The 16,845-nt window shown below is 44.2% G+C and carries 16 protein-coding genes and 1 pseudogene; 6 read left to right on the forward strand and 11 right to left on the reverse strand.

Annotated features, from left to right (window positions below; genetic code table 11):
- The 4 genes and pseudogenes from KO537_RS22770 to KO537_RS22785 all read right to left on the reverse strand — a co-directional run.
- Positions 1-262: pseudogene (locus KO537_RS22770) on the reverse strand (hypothetical protein); the annotation flags it as partial.
- Between the two features lie 97 nt (positions 263-359).
- A complete protein-coding gene (locus tag KO537_RS22775) occupies positions 360-1,073 on the reverse strand; it encodes a LysE family transporter (RefSeq protein WP_219236016.1) in 714 nt (237 codons plus the stop codon).
- 134 nt (positions 1,074-1,207) lie between these two features.
- Positions 1,208-2,050, reverse strand: coding sequence for an AraC family transcriptional regulator (locus KO537_RS22780; RefSeq protein ID WP_219236018.1), 843 nt, complete (start codon positions 2,048-2,050; stop codon positions 1,208-1,210).
- Between the two features lie 277 nt (positions 2,051-2,327).
- The gene (locus KO537_RS22785; protein ID WP_173246933.1) at positions 2,328-4,412 is read right to left on the reverse strand and encodes a TonB-dependent receptor; all 2,085 of its coding nucleotides are present in this window, start codon (positions 4,410-4,412) and stop codon (positions 2,328-2,330) included.
- A 300-nt stretch (positions 4,413-4,712) separates the two neighbouring features.
- On the opposite strand from KO537_RS22785, the gene KO537_RS22790 reads away from it, so the two are divergent.
- Positions 4,713-5,528 (forward strand): hypothetical protein, encoded by an 816-nt coding sequence (locus KO537_RS22790; RefSeq protein ID WP_219236020.1) that lies wholly within the window; start codon positions 4,713-4,715, stop codon positions 5,526-5,528.
- 147 nt (positions 5,529-5,675) lie between these two features.
- Here KO537_RS22790 and KO537_RS22795 read toward each other — a convergent pair whose 3' ends face one another.
- The gene (locus KO537_RS22795) at positions 5,676-6,638 is read right to left on the reverse strand and encodes a hypothetical protein (protein ID WP_219236022.1); all 963 of its coding nucleotides are present in this window, start codon (positions 6,636-6,638) and stop codon (positions 5,676-5,678) included.
- A 1-nt stretch (position 6,639) separates the two neighbouring features.
- Positions 6,640-7,026: a PadR family transcriptional regulator gene (locus tag KO537_RS22800; RefSeq protein ID WP_105251375.1), complete on the reverse strand. Its 387-nt coding sequence runs from the start codon at positions 7,024-7,026 to the stop codon at positions 6,640-6,642.
- 411 nt (positions 7,027-7,437) lie between these two features.
- On the opposite strand from KO537_RS22800, the gene KO537_RS22805 reads away from it, so the two are divergent.
- The 3 genes from KO537_RS22805 to KO537_RS22815 all read left to right on the forward strand — a co-directional run bounded on the left by KO537_RS22805 (position 7,438) and on the right by KO537_RS22815 (position 8,707).
- A complete protein-coding gene (locus KO537_RS22805) occupies positions 7,438-8,085 on the forward strand; it encodes an excalibur calcium-binding domain-containing protein (RefSeq protein ID WP_219236023.1) in 648 nt (215 codons plus the stop codon).
- 62 nt (positions 8,086-8,147) lie between these two features.
- On the forward strand, positions 8,148-8,297 hold the full coding sequence (locus KO537_RS22810) for a hypothetical protein (protein WP_173246947.1): 150 nt from the start codon (positions 8,148-8,150) through the stop codon (positions 8,295-8,297).
- Between the two features lie 62 nt (positions 8,298-8,359).
- Positions 8,360-8,707 carry a thioredoxin family protein gene (locus tag KO537_RS22815; RefSeq protein WP_219236025.1) on the forward strand — a complete coding sequence of 116 codons (348 nt, stop codon included), beginning with the start codon at positions 8,360-8,362 and terminating at the stop codon, positions 8,705-8,707.
- 19 nt (positions 8,708-8,726) lie between these two features.
- Here KO537_RS22815 and KO537_RS22820 read toward each other — a convergent pair whose 3' ends face one another.
- The 3 genes from KO537_RS22820 to KO537_RS22830 form a co-directional block, all read right to left on the reverse strand.
- The gene (locus KO537_RS22820) at positions 8,727-9,242 is read right to left on the reverse strand and encodes a NifB/NifX family molybdenum-iron cluster-binding protein (protein ID WP_219236027.1); all 516 of its coding nucleotides are present in this window, start codon (positions 9,240-9,242) and stop codon (positions 8,727-8,729) included.
- Positions 9,239-9,535, reverse strand: coding sequence for a DUF134 domain-containing protein (locus KO537_RS22825; RefSeq protein WP_012088215.1), 297 nt, complete (start codon positions 9,533-9,535; stop codon positions 9,239-9,241). The genes KO537_RS22820 and KO537_RS22825 overlap by 4 nt, the downstream gene beginning before the upstream one ends.
- A gap of 545 nt (positions 9,536-10,080) precedes the next feature.
- Positions 10,081-11,595: an ATP-binding cassette domain-containing protein gene (locus KO537_RS22830; RefSeq protein WP_219236036.1), complete on the reverse strand. Its 1,515-nt coding sequence runs from the start codon at positions 11,593-11,595 to the stop codon at positions 10,081-10,083.
- A 327-nt stretch (positions 11,596-11,922) separates the two neighbouring features.
- Between KO537_RS22830 and KO537_RS22835 the strand changes: the two genes are divergently transcribed.
- The gene (locus tag KO537_RS22835; RefSeq protein WP_006083102.1) at positions 11,923-12,174 is read left to right on the forward strand and encodes a DUF2999 family protein; all 252 of its coding nucleotides are present in this window, start codon (positions 11,923-11,925) and stop codon (positions 12,172-12,174) included.
- Positions 12,175-12,301: 127 nt separating this feature from the next.
- Here the strand turns inward: KO537_RS22835 and KO537_RS22840 are convergent, their stop codons facing one another.
- Together KO537_RS22840 and KO537_RS22845 are read right to left on the reverse strand one after the other, a co-directional pair.
- A complete protein-coding gene (locus KO537_RS22840; protein ID WP_219236045.1) occupies positions 12,302-12,688 on the reverse strand; it encodes a carboxymuconolactone decarboxylase family protein in 387 nt (128 codons plus the stop codon).
- A 117-nt stretch (positions 12,689-12,805) separates the two neighbouring features.
- Positions 12,806-13,360: a hypothetical protein gene (locus KO537_RS22845; RefSeq protein WP_219236047.1), complete on the reverse strand. Its 555-nt coding sequence runs from the start codon at positions 13,358-13,360 to the stop codon at positions 12,806-12,808.
- A 1,439-nt stretch (positions 13,361-14,799) separates the two neighbouring features.
- On the opposite strand from KO537_RS22845, the gene KO537_RS22850 reads away from it, so the two are divergent.
- The gene (locus tag KO537_RS22850; protein WP_219236049.1) at positions 14,800-16,653 is read left to right on the forward strand and encodes a retron Ec67 family RNA-directed DNA polymerase/endonuclease; all 1,854 of its coding nucleotides are present in this window, start codon (positions 14,800-14,802) and stop codon (positions 16,651-16,653) included.
- The last annotated feature ends 192 nt before the right edge of the window (positions 16,654-16,845 follow it).

Here is a 16,845-nt window from a genome sequence, read left to right on the forward strand (position 1 = left end):
ATCCATCAGGGCCAGAGGAATCCCTCAATAAGAGGCCGAATATATGGGTGCAATGAACTCTTCTCAAAATTGATATCGAATGTCTTGCAAACCGGATGGGTCCATATATGTATTCCTGTGGCATGGCTTCATCAGCGGCGTTTGCATTGATGCTTAAACCCATAACGCTGAATATTAACGCCGCAGAAAACGCGATATTCATCAGTGTAACTTGGCTGAAGACAGCTAATTTGCTTCCCTTGAGTCGTGAGGCGAATGGCATCTTTATCCCTTACTCCAAATGTCTCTGCTGAGACTAAAGGCCAAGAATACCATAAGTGCCTCAGACTAAAACCTAAGGTGATTTACACTGCGCCTGACTAAGCGGTTAATAATAGGTTTGAGTAAATCGCCAAGGCTACTGACATAAAGATGACACCAATAACCGCATCGATAACCGGTGTTAGTCGCTGCAATTTAAGTTGCACCTGCGCCTTTGACAACATTACCGCTAAAAAGCCAAACCATGCCAATGACAAAGACAACAACAAAATAGCGGAAGCGATTTTAGTGCTCGTTGTAACACTTGGAGTAATCAAGGCCGAAAACAGGGTTAAGAAAAACACTAATGCTTTTGGATTCAATAGATTGGTATAAAGCCCAGTCAAAAAACCTTGCCTGCGCGACATAGCGCCACCTAAGCCACCAGCAACAGACACCACGCCTTCAACGTCACCAGCGCTAATAACAGCATCATCATTTGTCCCTGCATGGACTCTGGCACTCATTTTACGTTTAGCGAGTATCGCAAGACCGGCACGCAGGGCACCAAACCCCATCCAAGCGAGGTAAGAAGCGCCCACAATTTGCACTAAGAGATACAGAGTGTGCGAACTCTTAATGAGTAGACTCACACCGGTCAGACTCAAAATCGTATGAGCTAAAATGGCTATTGAAATCCCCACAGCGGCGGCAACCGCAGTGCTTCTGGACTGCTGAGTCGCAATCTTCACCATAATGGCAAAATCGGGTCCGGGACTGATTAAAGCAACGGCATGGATTACAGCCAAGGTGAGTAATAAAGATAAATCCATAGATATGCGGCTCCGCAAAAAAGGTTAATAACGATAACTGAGGCAGCCAGTATGGCAATTTGTCGCAGCGCTGAATTGTAATAAATTGCACTATTCAGTGTTTTTAAAACCAGCGGCGTCGAAAGACGGGGAAATTAGAGCATACGCCGCTGAAATTGCACTGGCGATAATAGGAATGCCTGCTTAAAAGCTTTGTTTAAATGACTTTGATCGAAAAATCCGAACTGCTGCGCCACATCTGCCACTAAAGCGCCATGACTTAAGGACTTTTTCGCCAGCTCTAAACGCACACGCTTGAGATAAGCATGGGGAGTCATCCCTGTTGCCTGTTTAAATTGCCGTAAAAACTGAAACTTACTTAAATTCACTTCATTGGCTAAGGTTTCAAGTTGAGTATTATGCCAAGGCTCATCGTGAATTCGCTGTTTCACTAAGCTCACCTGCAACTTAGATAACCCCTGCTGTTGATTCGGTTTAGATATACAAGATGAAATACCGCTCGGGTAACGCTCCAGCAGCAGATGAATAAAATTCAGTAAGTGGGACTCTCCCGCAAGCGCACTGCATTGGCCTTGAATTAATAGATCGTGTAGTTGAATAAAATATTGATAAAGCGTCGGGTCATCCACCATAGGCGCGCTGAAAAAGTGCTCCTTCAAACCCAGTTCTTGACTGACTTCATTCATGTATTCCACAGGAATCGACATCACTTTCACCCGATAACCGTCGGCATCGCGGCTCTGACCATCGTGGGTTTCGTCGGGATTTAAGGTCGATAAACTATGCTGACCAAGCTGATAACTGCTGCCCTTATTCACAAACTGCTGCGCACCTTGAGTGACTACGCCTAAGTGATAATCCAGATGCACATGTTTATCAAAACTGAAATGCGTAAATTCCGCCTGACTCAGTTCTATGCCTGATAAGCTAGGATGACGCCAATAATTAATGTTTTCAATGGGTGTTGCAGTACTCATAACTCGCGGCGATTACCTATAACATCAGCTGTAAAACAGGGGGGAAACTCAGATCGACTAGTCCTCATTCTAGCCTCCATTGCCAGCGCGGGAATAGTAAATTATTGCAGCCACATAGTTTGAAGCGATTTGTGCTTAGATTAGTGCTTAAATGAGTGCAGCAGAAAAAAAGCGCCCAACTATCTGGACGCTTAATGAGATACATTTTTGCTCGGATACATTTTTGCTCGGCGACATACGTAATAACCTTCGATATCGCCTTAACCGATGAATACCACTAGAAATGATAACTCACGCTGACTCTCACCATTCGTGGCTCAACAGGATGATAATGCTGATCTTCAACCCCTTCGGCTGCTTCGCCGGGCAAACGAGAGGCATAAAAATAATCTATGTCGTGATCTTTACTATCAAACACGTTTAGCAGCTCAAGCTTAGTGTCGAAGCGGCGGAACTCGTATCCTAATGCGAGGTTAACTAATGTGGTCGCATCAGCCTTGTGGTCATTAAAGCTGTCGAGCACCCGCTCGCCAAGGTGCCGCACGCGTACACTCGAATACAGGCCATCGCCGTCGGGTCGATAGGTGATGCCCGCACTGGCAACAAAGGGAACTGCGCCATCGATATACTTGCCCTCTTCAAATTCATTTTCAGTAAATCTGGCGTTAGTCCACGCTAATTCCATATCGATACTGATTGCCTCATTCAGCCAATAATAAGCCGTTAATTCAGCACCATAACGTTCAGATGCACGACTCGGCTCAGTGTTACCCGCATCGCCCACAAATACTAATTCTGAATCTAGTTGCAGATACCAGACCGCAGCAGAGAAATTAATAAAGTCTCTGTCATAGTATTTCACCCCAAATTCGCCGCCATTGGAGCGCACGAGCAGATCGACTTTTTCGACCTCATCGCCACTCACTGGGTCAACCTTAATCGTCGCACCGCGGGCATCGTTCGAATGTAGCCCTTGGCCTGCATTAACATATAACTCAAGATTATCGCTCCACAAATAAGAAGCGCCGGCTTTGAGGCTGAACATACCATCGGACGCATCGCCACTGTTAAGCGGATTATCACTGTCGACCTGCACATCAAAATAATCGTAACGCAGCCCAAGATTAAAACGCCATTGCTCAGCTGGCAGCCACTCAACTTTGCCAAAGATGCCACTCGATAACTCTTGCACTTCATCAAGCCTTACCGTATTCAGCCGTTGTCGCGCCTGAGTGTTATACAAACCCACTGCGCCAATATCGTCATAACGCACATCGCCGCCCACACTGTAATTCAGTTGAGTGCCACCAAGTGAAGTTTGCCAATCACGCTTAAGATCGCCGCCCCAAATCGTGCGTTCATCGACTTGTTCAAACTCATCACCATTGATGGGATCGTTTAAGAAATAGGTAAAATTAGAGAATAAATTCATAGTCGAGCGAATGGCGTAGACATTTCCCTGCCAATCACCCGCATCGTAATTAGCTGAAACGCTATAACGGTTAGATTCACCGCCGACGTCTTTATCTAAAGATCCATAAAAATCAATTAATCCAGAATCCACCGCACGGGCGGGGATCTGATCCGCCGAATTCCAGCTGTTGTCGTAGGCCATCATAGTGACGCTTAAGTCCCCCTCACCCAGCCGAGTTAAATAACGCCCGACGACACTGATCTTACTCACATCCTCATCAATATCCGTCCACGGGCCATCATAGGTTTGTGCCTCACCACCCCAAATAAAACGCCCCATGTCAGTGTTTAACTCCTGAGTCGCCACGAGTCGCTGGTAGCCATATTCACCCAACGTCACCCCAACTTGGTTATGGGGGAGTTGATCAGCCAGCAGTAATTGCGCAGCACCCGCGCCAGAAAAATCGGCCACCTCAGGATAATAAGCGCCTTTGGCATAACGGATCTCGCCTATAAGTTCAGGGATCAAAAAGTTAAGATCCGTATAACCCTGACCATGCCCATGGGTTCGCATATTCACAGGCATACCATCGACTCGAGTATTAAAGTCTGTGCCATGATCCAAATTAAAGCCGCGTAAGAAATACTGATTCGCTTTACCCGAACCACTGTGCTGAGTGACTATCATCCCAGGAACAAATTCGAGGATTTCGCCGGTTCGTAATAGGGGTCGACTCTCAATTTCTGCCGCACCGACTATCCCCTCAGATGCCGAAGTACTATGGCCTAAGGTGTTAATTTGCCTGCCGCGCACCTCAAGGCGTTCGATATTGTCCGTTGCCGCCTCTGCCACTACAGCACTCGATAAACAACAAAGAGGTAATAACCACGTCATTGATAACCAAAGCTTTGATAACCGCATTCCTGATAATCCCAGTTCCGATTTCATCCTTTCTTTCCTACTACAGGTGATAGACGGCAGGGATTTAACGCCTTATTTACAAACAAAAAACCGATCAAGCTCAAACTCTGATGAATAAAAAACCAGCAAAATACAGGCAAATATCATTTCTATGTGCCGTATCGCACATTTTTAAACCCAAAAGGACAAAATGTCCGCCAGCAGATCACATTTCAACCGTGTGTTAGTGCGAAATCATGGTAATAAAATAATCTTGCTTGAATAAAAATGAACCCATTTATCAGGCTAGCTATACTCTAAATAACTCAACACTTTTAGAGACACGCTATGCAACGATGGAGCAATATGCACATTTGGAGTGTGTGGGTAGGCCTTTTCTTTTGTGTCTCGGTTCATGCAACCAGCAAATCAACAGCAGAAACCACAGCGATGATTGCTGATAAACCTATCATTACGATGGCGTTTTATGAGGACCCCAAACATAACTTCTACTTTAAATGGGCTGAACTGATTTACGCCCAAGCCTTTGAACGCTTAGGATATGACTTCTCCTATCAAGTGGTTCCCGCAGCCCGCGCCAGTATGATGGCGGACTCAGGTAAAGTGGATGGTGAGCCGGGGCGTGTATCTCATTATGGCGAAAAGTTTACCAACCTCATTCGAATTGAAGAACCGGTTATCGATACCCATTTAATTGCCTTCGCGCACAATCCCGAAATCAAAATACCTAACTGGCAAGCACTGCAAAAGAGTCGATACAAGATCGAATACTATCGAGGCGTGTTCCTCGCAGAACAAAAGCTAAAGGGACTCATTCCTAAGGAGCGTCTGACTGAATCTTCATCCCCTGCGAGCTCCTTTCGTAAAATGCTCCGCGACCGAATCGATATCTATATTGATACGGAGGCAAGCTCATTGGATCTATTACAAACGCCTGAGTTTCAAGGCAGCAAAATAATCGCGATTGCCACCCTAGAAGAACTCACCAGCTATGGTTACTTAAATAAACGTCACGCGGCACTCGCCGTTAATCTTGCTCGGGAGCTCAAACAGATGAAGCAAGAAGGTATATTTGACACCTACAAACAACAGGCTCAAGAATCGCTTAATAATGAAATGAATCATGGCGATACCCCAGAATAAATCAGCATCGAATGTAAATGTAGTGGCTTACTTTTCTCCACAGAAGATGGCACAAATATAAAAAGCCTGTTCAATCATGCTGATCAGGCCATGTATTCGATAAAAAAGTGAATAAAACTCACCTACAAAACCTAGGTTAAACCTTACTTATTTGCTTGCGAGTTTACGCCAACGCACCCCATCGCGAATCACTTCATAGCCAGGGAACATAGCGGCAATCACTAGAGTATAACTTAGCCAATGTTCTAACTGTAATAACGTAAATTCCCCATTTAATTCAGCTCCTTGGTTTTGTACTTGGCTTTGTAATAGTGGCGAACTAAAGGCCAGAAAGACTAAGAACAAGGCATAAGCAAGATTGATCCCCATATTCGCCAGTAACAATTCAGTAGTCCACACTCGGCGGCGTAGTTGCCAGAGACTATTCCCCATAGACAGCAAAATAATAGGGCTAAACCATTGCAACAATTGCTGAGCACTGGCGCTGAAAATCACTGTCCGCGCGGCTAATTGCTCGCTACTCATCCACACAGAACACCAGATCACAAGTAAGAGAAAAAGATATGTCGCCAGATCGGTAAACACATCGCTTAAACTAATATGCTGCCAACCGGGCCCAACCTTAGGCAAATTCTGCGGCTGCCATTTTTGGCAATTGCTGCCAGATAGGGGTTTCCCCTGAGCCGAGAAACTCCAAAAGGCCAACAGGATAGCGGTAAAGGCAAGACAGGCATCGCCGATAAAACCTTTGGCAATATGGTGGATAAATCCTAATAGATCCCCCTCTGCAGAGCCCAACCATTGAGTCGTGCCGCCCACAACCTGCAGCACAAACAAGACCCCAAGCACAGTGAAAAGTGTATGTTTAAAAAGCGGAATATCCTCAGAGGCAATAATAGGCACTGCCGGAACAAATTGCTGCGCGACCTTACAGGGATGACCCATTTGCTTTAATACCGCGACAATTTGCGCTTCAGTCAATTCACCTTGTTCAGATAGGGCATCCAATTGGTCGCAGATATTAGCTTTTAATTCACGGCCTATTTCCTGACGTTTGTTCTCGGGCAATTCTCGCTGCACCGCGGCGATATAGCGATCGACTAATTCCATATCAAATCTCCTCTGCACTCTCGTCTGAGCTTTTCATATCTGAGCCATTAGTGTCAGCGCTTTGCTCCAGTAAAAAAGCCAAGGCGCCATTAAGTTGCTGCCATTCATCGGTAAGTTGACTGAGCAACTCAGCCCCCAATGACGACAATTGGTAATAACGACGCTCACGCCCTTCGGCCTGTCGCCACTCACTATCCAACAATCCTTGATCGGCTAGGCGGCGCACTAAGGGATACAGAGTCCCTTCGTCAATATCGATACCGCCTTCCTGCAACTGTTTGCGGAGCGAATAACCGTAGTGGGCTTGTTTTAATAATCCCAGTACCGCCAACACTAATACCCCACGGCGCAACTCGAGTCGCATTTTGACTAGCTGTGAACTTGTCATTGTCGAATTCCTATCCTTAACACTGTGTCACACACACTGTGCGCCACACAGCAAATACTATGTAGCACACAGTAAGATTGCAAGTTTTTACGCACATTTTTTGATCACTTTGTTTGTTACTAATGCAATCTATTGTTTGTATTGAATTTACAAAAATGCCAACCGTTTCTGCTAAGTGCTCACATTTCCCCACCGCCATACACTCAATGCGAATGAGTCACACATAAGCAAATTCAAGATAAAAAATTGCAAAACTTCCTTTGCTTGAGTAACTTAGCATCCAACATTGAATAGCCGATTCGTCAACCTAAGTACGGTTTGCTCCTTAAAAAAGATAAATCGGAGCGACTCAAGTAAGTATTGATATTCAATAACTAAAAATATTAAGCGGTTAAATTAAGGACATAGAAAATGCTCATGGATAGAGGCGTACTGGTACGCTGGAACGATGAAAAGGGATTTGGCTTTATTCAGCCTGAAAAAAACGCAGCCCAAGATGTGTTTATTCACATTTCAGTGCTGAAAAAGATGGCGAGAAAACCCATAGTGGGCGACAGCATTCTGTATCAAACGGAAGTGCAAAATGACGGCAAAAGAAAAGCGGTTATCGCCTCGATTGAAGGCGTCGCAGTCGTTGCAGCGAGTGCAACAACACGCTCCCACTCTCATATCCAATCACGCAATGAAAACTTCAATAACAAAAACAAAGCGCATTACCATAGCCCACGAAAATCGTCCTTTAATACAATAATCCCGCTGCTAATAATCGTGGCCATCGTTATCTTTGGCTTTAAACAATACCAAGAATTCAATGAAGCTCCTGCAATCGATGAAGTACCTGTCCTCACGAATGAAGACATTCAGCCAATGCCCATGTATGAAACTAAAGCGCGAACACAAGCAACGGCAACACCAAGTTTCCAATGTGAAACAGGTAAAACCCATTGCAGCCACATGAGTTCCTGTGCTGAGGCGACTTTCTACATCCAACATTGCCCCAATACTCAAATGGATGGTGACGATGATGGCATTCCCTGCGAGCGCCAGTGGTGCAGTTAGCGATGCAACATATGTAAAGTCACGCGTATAACCTTAAGCCTGAGTAGGTAGCAGGTAGTGAAATGATAAATAATCTAAAACAATGGCGAGATAGCCTGACAGGCATACAGCAAATCGGAGTGATTGCTGCCAGTATCGGGCTTCTCATGCTTGGCTTATTCTACCTTGGTCAATTTATCGGTAGTAGCGTGGTAAAAATGGGCTGGCTTTAACCCTAGAAATACGCAAACTAGCCCATGAATTCATACCCATAACAACTTCAAAATGGCAACGCATGCACACCGATATCATCACGCAAATTGACTCACCTGAGATGCTTGAGTCCATGTTAACCGAGCATGCGGCGGTGCTGTTGTTATTTGGCGCGCCAAACTGCGGTGTATGTCAAACGCTCAAACCGAGAATTGCTGAGATGTTGGCGCAAGAGTTCCCGCAGATGCGGATGGCCTATATTGATTGCCAAGCCCAAGCTGAGATAGCGGCGAGCCGCAATGTATTTGCCTTGCCTGTGGTGGAATGTGTGTTTTATGGCAAAACCTTTGGACGTTTTTCCAAGGTATTTTCGTTCGCGGATATTCGAGGGGCGCTTGCCCGCCCCTACGCTTTAACTGTGGCGGAATAATTCAAATTAAACACTGATATTATTTATTTACCAAGGGTCTAAACCCAGCGTAATGCACTGACTTATCGAGCTTAACCTGTACTGCTGGCGTGCTTATAAGACGCGTTGAACCAGGTGCAGCTTTAGCTTTACCGCTGCAACCGCAGCCGTCACCTGTAGAATGACAACATCCACCCTTGGCTGCATGTTTGAGTGAAGCGCGACCTTGGGATGCATCCGTCAACCTAAGATTAAGATCCGCCGTTTGTGCAAGCAAAGTCGCCACTGTTTGACTCGCACTACCTTTGCTCACACTAATCCCCGCATCGAGCAACTTTCCTAACATGCGCTCACCGATATTCTGCACAAGTACAATGTCGGTACCTTGTTGGATAATCAGCTCTAATAAGGCTTTTTTGGCACTACAGTCACCTTCAATTGCCGGGTTATCGACCAGTTTGATTCGTTGAAACTGTTCATTATAAAAGCCAATTTGTAGGGCTTTCGTAAAGTGACTGGCGAGGCGTTCGCGGCTCATCGGCATGGCAATAATCATGATAAATCCTTGTCTGTTTGGGTTGGCAGCCTCAAGGCTTGGCCTTGAGTGATAGCCGTCGCCACCTTTTTACGGGCATTGGCGAGAAGGTATCCAAAGGTTTGCCGAGAGATCCCCATCAAGGCCGCGGCTTCGATCTGGCTTAATCTTTTGACGTCACCCAGTTCGAGGGCCTCAAACTCATCGGCCTCTAATTGAATATGAGTTAATTTAACCGCAGGGATCCCATTAGGCTTAAATAGGCTACAGGGCACACAGCTCGATAATTGACGGCATTTTTTGGGTCTTGGCATATATGTGTTTATCTTTAAGTCGTCTTATATGTCTTGAAATCGTGTTTTAGGTCTTGGTGCACATCTTGTTTACAGCGCACGACACTAAGGCTCATCTAGGGCTCATCTCGCTAAGGGAGTCCATCGTTCTGGATTCTCAAGCGTGATAACTGACTTGATGAATATGTTCAGTGGATGAACCATAAAACTGTCACCACGAGTTTCTGGCCTAGGCCAGAAACTATTATTCGCGCCAACGACATTCAAAACTGTAAGACGGCTCACAGTTACCTATATCAAGCATGACTAATTAACAGAACTGCTGTCTGACGAATGGGGGATTAAACACTAGGGCGATACCCTCATTATCGATATGTGGCGCATCTCAGTTTTCACTGGAATACGAAAATCTTTCGCACCACAGGTATATTGCCATTGAGCGTGACTAACACACTCAATGGCTAGCGCCCTGTAAAGTCAATTTTAACCTGCGTTGGAGTGCCGAGGGATAATGACAAACTCTGCAAACAAGTAAGCAGCCGTTAAGCTGCTGTGATAGGTGGCATTTACTGATTTAAACGGGTTAAATCCTCAGACTCACAGTAGTTCACCTGTACCGAATAGCCGTCATCTTGCTTGATAAAATCGACAAAGTTTTTAATCGCAGGTAAGGCATCTTCCCTATGGTGCGACACGTACAGCAATTGGCTCAGATGATGCTCGGCTATCATCTCCAGCGCCCGCATCACTAAGGTGCGATTGATGAAATCTAAGCCCTGATACGGCTCATCTAAAATCAGCAACAGTGGCTGTTTAATCAAGGCGCGACCTATTAGTAATAACCGCTGCTGACCATAATCGAGCTTCTTAAAGCTGGTGCTCGCCAGCCCTGTCATGTGCAAAATCGCCAACCATTCCTTCGCCAAATCTAGCTGAGGTTTAGTGGGTTTATGGTACAAGCCAATAGAGTCAAAAAAGCCCGAAAGCAGCACATCTAATGCCGAGCAACTGACGCGATATTGCAAGTGTAGCGCCGACGATACTATGCCAATCCGTTGTTTAATCTGCCAAATACTCTCGCCGCTTCCGCGAGGTCGGCCAAAGAGCGTGATGTCATTGCTATAGCATTGGGGATGGTCGCCTAAAATCAGCCCCAGCAAAGTGCTTTTACCGCAGCCATTTGGGCCACGAACTTGCCAATGTTGCCCCGCCTCGATGCGCCAATTCACGCCGCTGAAAATCAGCCCACTGACATATTCCACTTTGCCATTTTTAATCTCGACCAAAGGATCAAACGCCTCGGCGTTGTGCCTTTGCCGCTCCATTAAGGCCAAGAGTTCATCGCTACGTTGCGCCGATAACGCATTCAACTGCGCCATCACAGGATGATTGTGCCATTGCTCAATCGACATCGACGGGCTGAGTTTGTGCACACTCTGCCCCGATTTGAGCATCTCACCATTAAACAGCGCCACATGGCTGATACACGGCGGCAATTCTTCTTGGCGCGAGGTGATGATCAGCAACTGGCTATGCTCGGCCACTTCACTCAGCAGCTCAGATAAGCTCGCCTGATGTTCAGCATCGAGCCCAGCATAAGGGTCATCTAAAATCAGCAATTGCGGTAACATTGCCAGTGCACGTGCCAGCATGACTCTGCGCGTTTCGCCCGTCGATAACTGCCGAAAACCGCGCCGACGCAGAGGCTCAAGCCCAACCTTTTGTAATAATGCTGGGAGTTGCTTGGCATCTTGGCAGCATTCCAACACTAAGGATTCGACACTCGAACCGTAATCCAACTCGTCTTTTTCTAACTCGCGATCCAGCAACGCTTGCTGCAGTCCAAGTGACACCCAGCCGATACGTTGCGGCAAGCCAGTAATCGTCCCTTCATCGGGCAGAATATCACCCGTTAATATTCGCCCGAGCAAGGAACCACAATAGCTATCGGTCGCGAAAATCGCCCAGTGTTCTGCAGGGTGCAGTTGCCACTCATCGACGATTAACACCTCATTATCACGCCCGTATCGTAACTGTTTAACCACAATACTTTTGTCTTGGTTCGCGACAACATCAAGCATAACCACAGTTCCTTTCTATTTTTAAGGGATGATAAAAGCCAGCGATTACCCAATCGCATTGCTCCATGATATCTAAGGCAATAATATCTAGAGCCACAATATCCAATGCAACGGCTCACGATGCACGACAGTCGCTCAGGTTTTATCGGCAGATTTTGGGGAATACGTCACCAGAGTAAAGCTTATTGGGAATAAAATCTAATGCGCTTAATGGCATAGGTAAAGCGTGGCAACATCCAACGGGTACAGCATGTGTGAGGCAACCACTCTGGCAGAACTGTGATAAAATCGGCACCTGTTTAACTTTCATATCAACAAGGTAATGCAATGAATCCCATTATTGCCATCTTAAAAGAACACAACGTCAGTGACGCTAAAATTCAAGAACTGTTTCAAACATTAACCGAAAATCCATTAATGGCGATGGGTACGCTCGGTCAATTAGGCATCCCAGCCGAAAAACTACAACAACTGCTGGGGCTAGTGATGCAGAAACCGGCTTTGATCAAAGAAGCCGTGCTCGAACTCGGTTTGGATTTCTCAAAAGTAGAAGCCGCAAAAGCCCAACTGCAAAAATAAGCGCAGACTGTTCAAGTTTGTAGCCATCATGCGCTAGGGGAATGCGCGTAACTCAGTTCCCCTAGCGAATGTTAAAACCACTAAACCTCACAGCCATTGACGCTCAAAATGATTAATACCAAGTGAGCTAACTGTTTTGCGCCTGCCACTCCTCAATCGCCTCTTTCGCCGCTCGAAAAGCTTCAATCCCCGCTGGCATACCGCAGTAAACGGTGCAATGCAGTAAGACTTCTTGGATCTCTTCAACCGAGCAGCCATTGTTTAGCGCACCCCGCACATGGCCCTTTAACTCAATCGGCGCCTTTAATGCCGCCAGCGTCGCAATAGTAATCAAACTGCGCGTTTGCCTTGAAATGGCATCACGCACCCAAACCTCACCCCAGCAATTGGCCGTAACTAAATCTTGCAGCGGTTGCGTAAAATCGGTCGCACTATTGAGCGCCTTATCCACATAGCTATCGCCCATCACAGCACGACGCACCTCAAGCCCCTTTTTGTATTGCTCATCGTTCATCGATGCATCCTTTTTGTTATGTGATTAGCTATGTGATTAAGCTCTGTGATTAGAATTATTGAACCGCCGCCAACCAATCTGCCCTATATCCTTACCACCTATAACTGATAACTAACGTTAGATTGAGCGCACCCAAGAAACGAACTCTTCGGCGAGTCTAGGAGGGTTACAGGCCTCTGTCTGATCTGCGATCTCGTTATAGTACTCGAGCTCGTGAACTATGATGGGTACCGAACGACCGAAAACGCGACTAACGGTTAAGTTGGAATGGAGTGTAGAAGCGACAACGCATACTGCAGCTACAAATTGCTCGGTTATCTCCTGACCGAGCTCAAGGCAGCGATCAAAATCGACATCTTCCTCCGCATCACTGTACCCAAGACCGAGATCGGCCACCCAGCGAGCTAAGATATCCGCAGTCTGAGAGTCAGAATCCCCAAAGACGAGGAGTTCGTTTTGAAGCCAGAAGGCATAGTTCCATTTTGCTTCGTCAGAGCTAGAAGCATTTGGAATCGAGGCATGCCACTCATCGACTGTGTTATAGCCGACTGTCAGCGTAGGTAGACGGGGATCGTCATATTCGTTGTTGATATAGAAAGACAATGCATAGATCTGCTCCGCCTCAGCGGTTGGTATACTCTCGAGCGCTTCGGTAATAGCACTCTGAAGCACGGTAATCATTGGGATATTCATACTGGGTTTCCTGCTCGTTTAATGCCGCATTTAGCGAATAAAAATAGTGCATTGTAATTGAGAATAAGAGCTTAACCCACTATTTTTGTTCAGCTTAAATGTCTGCCAATACATTAGTATTCAACCAATTTATCATTAGGATAGTCTCCAATCTATCACACGTAAGACTGCCATTTTTATATAACCCTACGGCCAAGTGATAGAAGCTTGGAATACTCAAAGATACCTATATTTTTCTTGTAAATAACTCAGAAAGAAATGTGTCTGTCCTCGCTTTCGATCTTTCAAAGGTTGGCAGACTATTTTGCAGCTCGTTTGCGGCTTAACAGCCAAAGTAAATCAAGATCGTGGGGCTTCACCCCACACCCGACCAAGGAGGACTGCTCGTCCTATCCTCCTTGGATTCTCCAAGACGCCCCTAGCGAAGTTACATGCATTAGTTACTGGTCTCATACTCCAATAAAAATTGCCTAACGGCTCAGATGGGACATCCCTGTCCCCCCGAGCCTGCGCCATCATCCATGATGTCGCCACGGCATTTTAATCTGCGTATTTCGACAACTTCGCAGGGGAAGGTGTATCTCTTTTATATTTGGTGTTGCTTGCGAGTCATGCAAAGCAAACAGAATTATACCCACCATCCCTTTTTTAAAATTTAACAATGGGTGGCCCATTAAATTTTCATGGATGTGAAAGAGCGGCCATGCCGTCAACGGTCACTTACATGCCAATGCTTAATCCAACCAACTATCCAGTTATCGGTATGCCTTTCTACAAGCGTACACTCTGCAAATTTAACAATGGACGGCTCGTTAAATTCTTTTGCTGCTCGTTTGCGGCTTAACAGCAGAAGCTGATGATTAAGCACTGTCATTCCAGTGACACGCCCCCCCTTTTATTTAACAAGGAGTATCCATGAGGCCTCGACGACGGCATCTGCTGCATACGGAAGTGCAAATGCCGCGATCACATGGATGTGAAAGAGCGGCCATGCCGTCAACGGTCACTTACATGCCAATGCTTAATGCAACCAACTATCCAGTAATCTCAATACTGTCTAGGCAAGACTTATTAGGAATAACAAGATTGAAACATAGCGCCTGACTTAGATAGCGAGCTTAAAGAGCCAAATAATGTCGGGCATTTTTGTAGATTATATGCAGGACAATGTTCTTACTAAACTCAAGATAACTATAAATCCCTAGCTTTCTTTTTGATAATTACATCATTAGATATTGATTAAACAATAAATTGACATCATAATTCATTTCGGCTTATGGGCAGATTTTTAGTTCGCGTTTCGCGAACAGTGAAAAAATCGTCCGTTAGGATTGCATAATAAATGTTATCGCTGCTTATCGCCATGATACAGTGCGTAAGAGTGCCCATAAGCCACCTTTTATAAATGGACTTATTCGATGTCAAAACTTAAGTACTTAAAATCCATTTCAACTAAACCAAGCTTTGCCAAAGCATTAGGTGTTGACCCAAGATTTTTAACACGTTGTCTTTATATTACTAGACCAGAAAACCAATACATTCAATTTACAATAGATAAAAAGTCTGGTGGAAAACGTATTATTAATGCTCCAAAAGATGATTTAAAGAGTTTACAGAAAAAACTCTCCATAATGCTTTTAGATTGTATAGATGAAATAAATATATCTAAATATCCATCATCTCAGTTAGCTCAGCCTAAAATGCGCAATAAAAATGATTTAGATTATGCTGCTGAAGTTTTAAAAATTAAGATTCAAAGTACTGAATCTAAACAGCCATCTTTATCACATGGATTTGTGAGAAAACGCTCAATAATTACTAATGCAATGATGCATTTAGGTAAAAAAAGCATCCTAAATATTGATTTAGAAGATTTTTTCGGTAGTTTTAATTTTGGCCGCATACGGGGCTTCTTTATTAAAAATGAAAACTTCAAACTAGACCCTCATATTGCAACCATAATTGCACAAATTGCTTGTTATAATGATCAGCTCCCGCAAGGAAGCCCTTGCTCCCCTGTTATCACAAATTTAATTTCACATAGTTTAGATATCCAATTAGCAGCCTTAGCAAAAAGATATAAATGCACATATTCGAGATATGCAGATGACATCACCTTTTCTACGAGAAGGTCAACTTTCCCTTCAGAGATAATGAACTATGAATCAGACTCTTATGTGCCAGGGCGAAAGTTAATTCGAGAGATAAAGCGTGCTGGTTTTTCAATAAACGAGAAAAAGACTCGTATCCAGTATAAAGATTCAAGACAAGATGTTACTGGACTTGTAGTTAATAAAAAACCAAACACTAAAAAAGAGTATTGGCGAATAGCAAGAGCAAAATGCAATGTGCTTTTCAAAACAGGTAAATTCAGCTCCATTTCTAATGGTATTGAAGTTGAAGGAAATATAAATGAACTAGCTGGTCAACTTAACTTTATAGATCAAGTTGACCATTATAATCGTATGAGACAAAAAGCACCATTCACGCCTGAGTACTCACCTAGGGTTATAGGAAAAAATACAAAAGTAATACTATCAGGAAGGGAAGTTACTTTTAGTCGTTTTTTATTTTATCGATTATTCTATGGAAATAATAAACCAACTATTTTATGTGAAGGTAAAACTGACAATGTATATCTAAAGTCAGCTATTAGTGAATTAATAGCTGACTACCCTACATTAGCAAAAATAGAAGATAAAAAATACGAATTACAACTTCACTTTGTCGAATACTCTAAACGCACACGCTTTTTATTAGAGCTCTTCGGTGGCGCGGACTATTTGAAAGGTTTCATTGATAACTTCGAGAAGAATACATTACCATTCAAAGCTCCACTCCCCCAACATCCTGTTATAATTTTCTTAGATAATGATAAAGGTCCTGAAAAAATCAAACAATTATTACAGGGAAAAACATTTAATGAAAAGATTTCGCTATTCCCTAAAGGCTTAGATCCTAAAACTGATGTTAGAAAAGCAAATTTCATACATGTAATTAAAAACCTTTATGTTGTATTTACTCCACTAAAAAATACAGGAGAAGATACTGATATAGAATACTTCTTTGACTCTAAAACCAGACTAATTCCACATCAAAATGGTAAATTTTTCAATACAATAGAAAATAGAAATTCAACTACAGATTTGAGCAAAGAAGCTTTTGCTACACATATAATAAAGTCAAAAAAGAAAAACATTAATTTCAAAGGATTGAAACCATTATTAGACCGTATAGTTGAGGTTATTGAGCACTACAATACTATTAAGTAATATAAAAAAGGACAGGCATAACTCTTCGTGCAATGGTTGCACCAAATACAGCATTGTTGCACCAGTGACCTTCTAAAACATGGATAATGGAATGGACCCATCCACTTTTAATCGGCCTCGCAATGGGCCACGATGTAGTCGCTAAAACTCATCAGAAAGAGGACGGGTCCACCTATGAAGATTACTACAATC

It is taken from the genome of Shewanella sp. NKUCC01_JLK (assembly GCF_019345615.1).
In the GTDB taxonomy this organism is placed as follows: domain Bacteria; phylum Pseudomonadota; class Gammaproteobacteria; order Enterobacterales; family Shewanellaceae; genus Shewanella; species Shewanella oncorhynchi.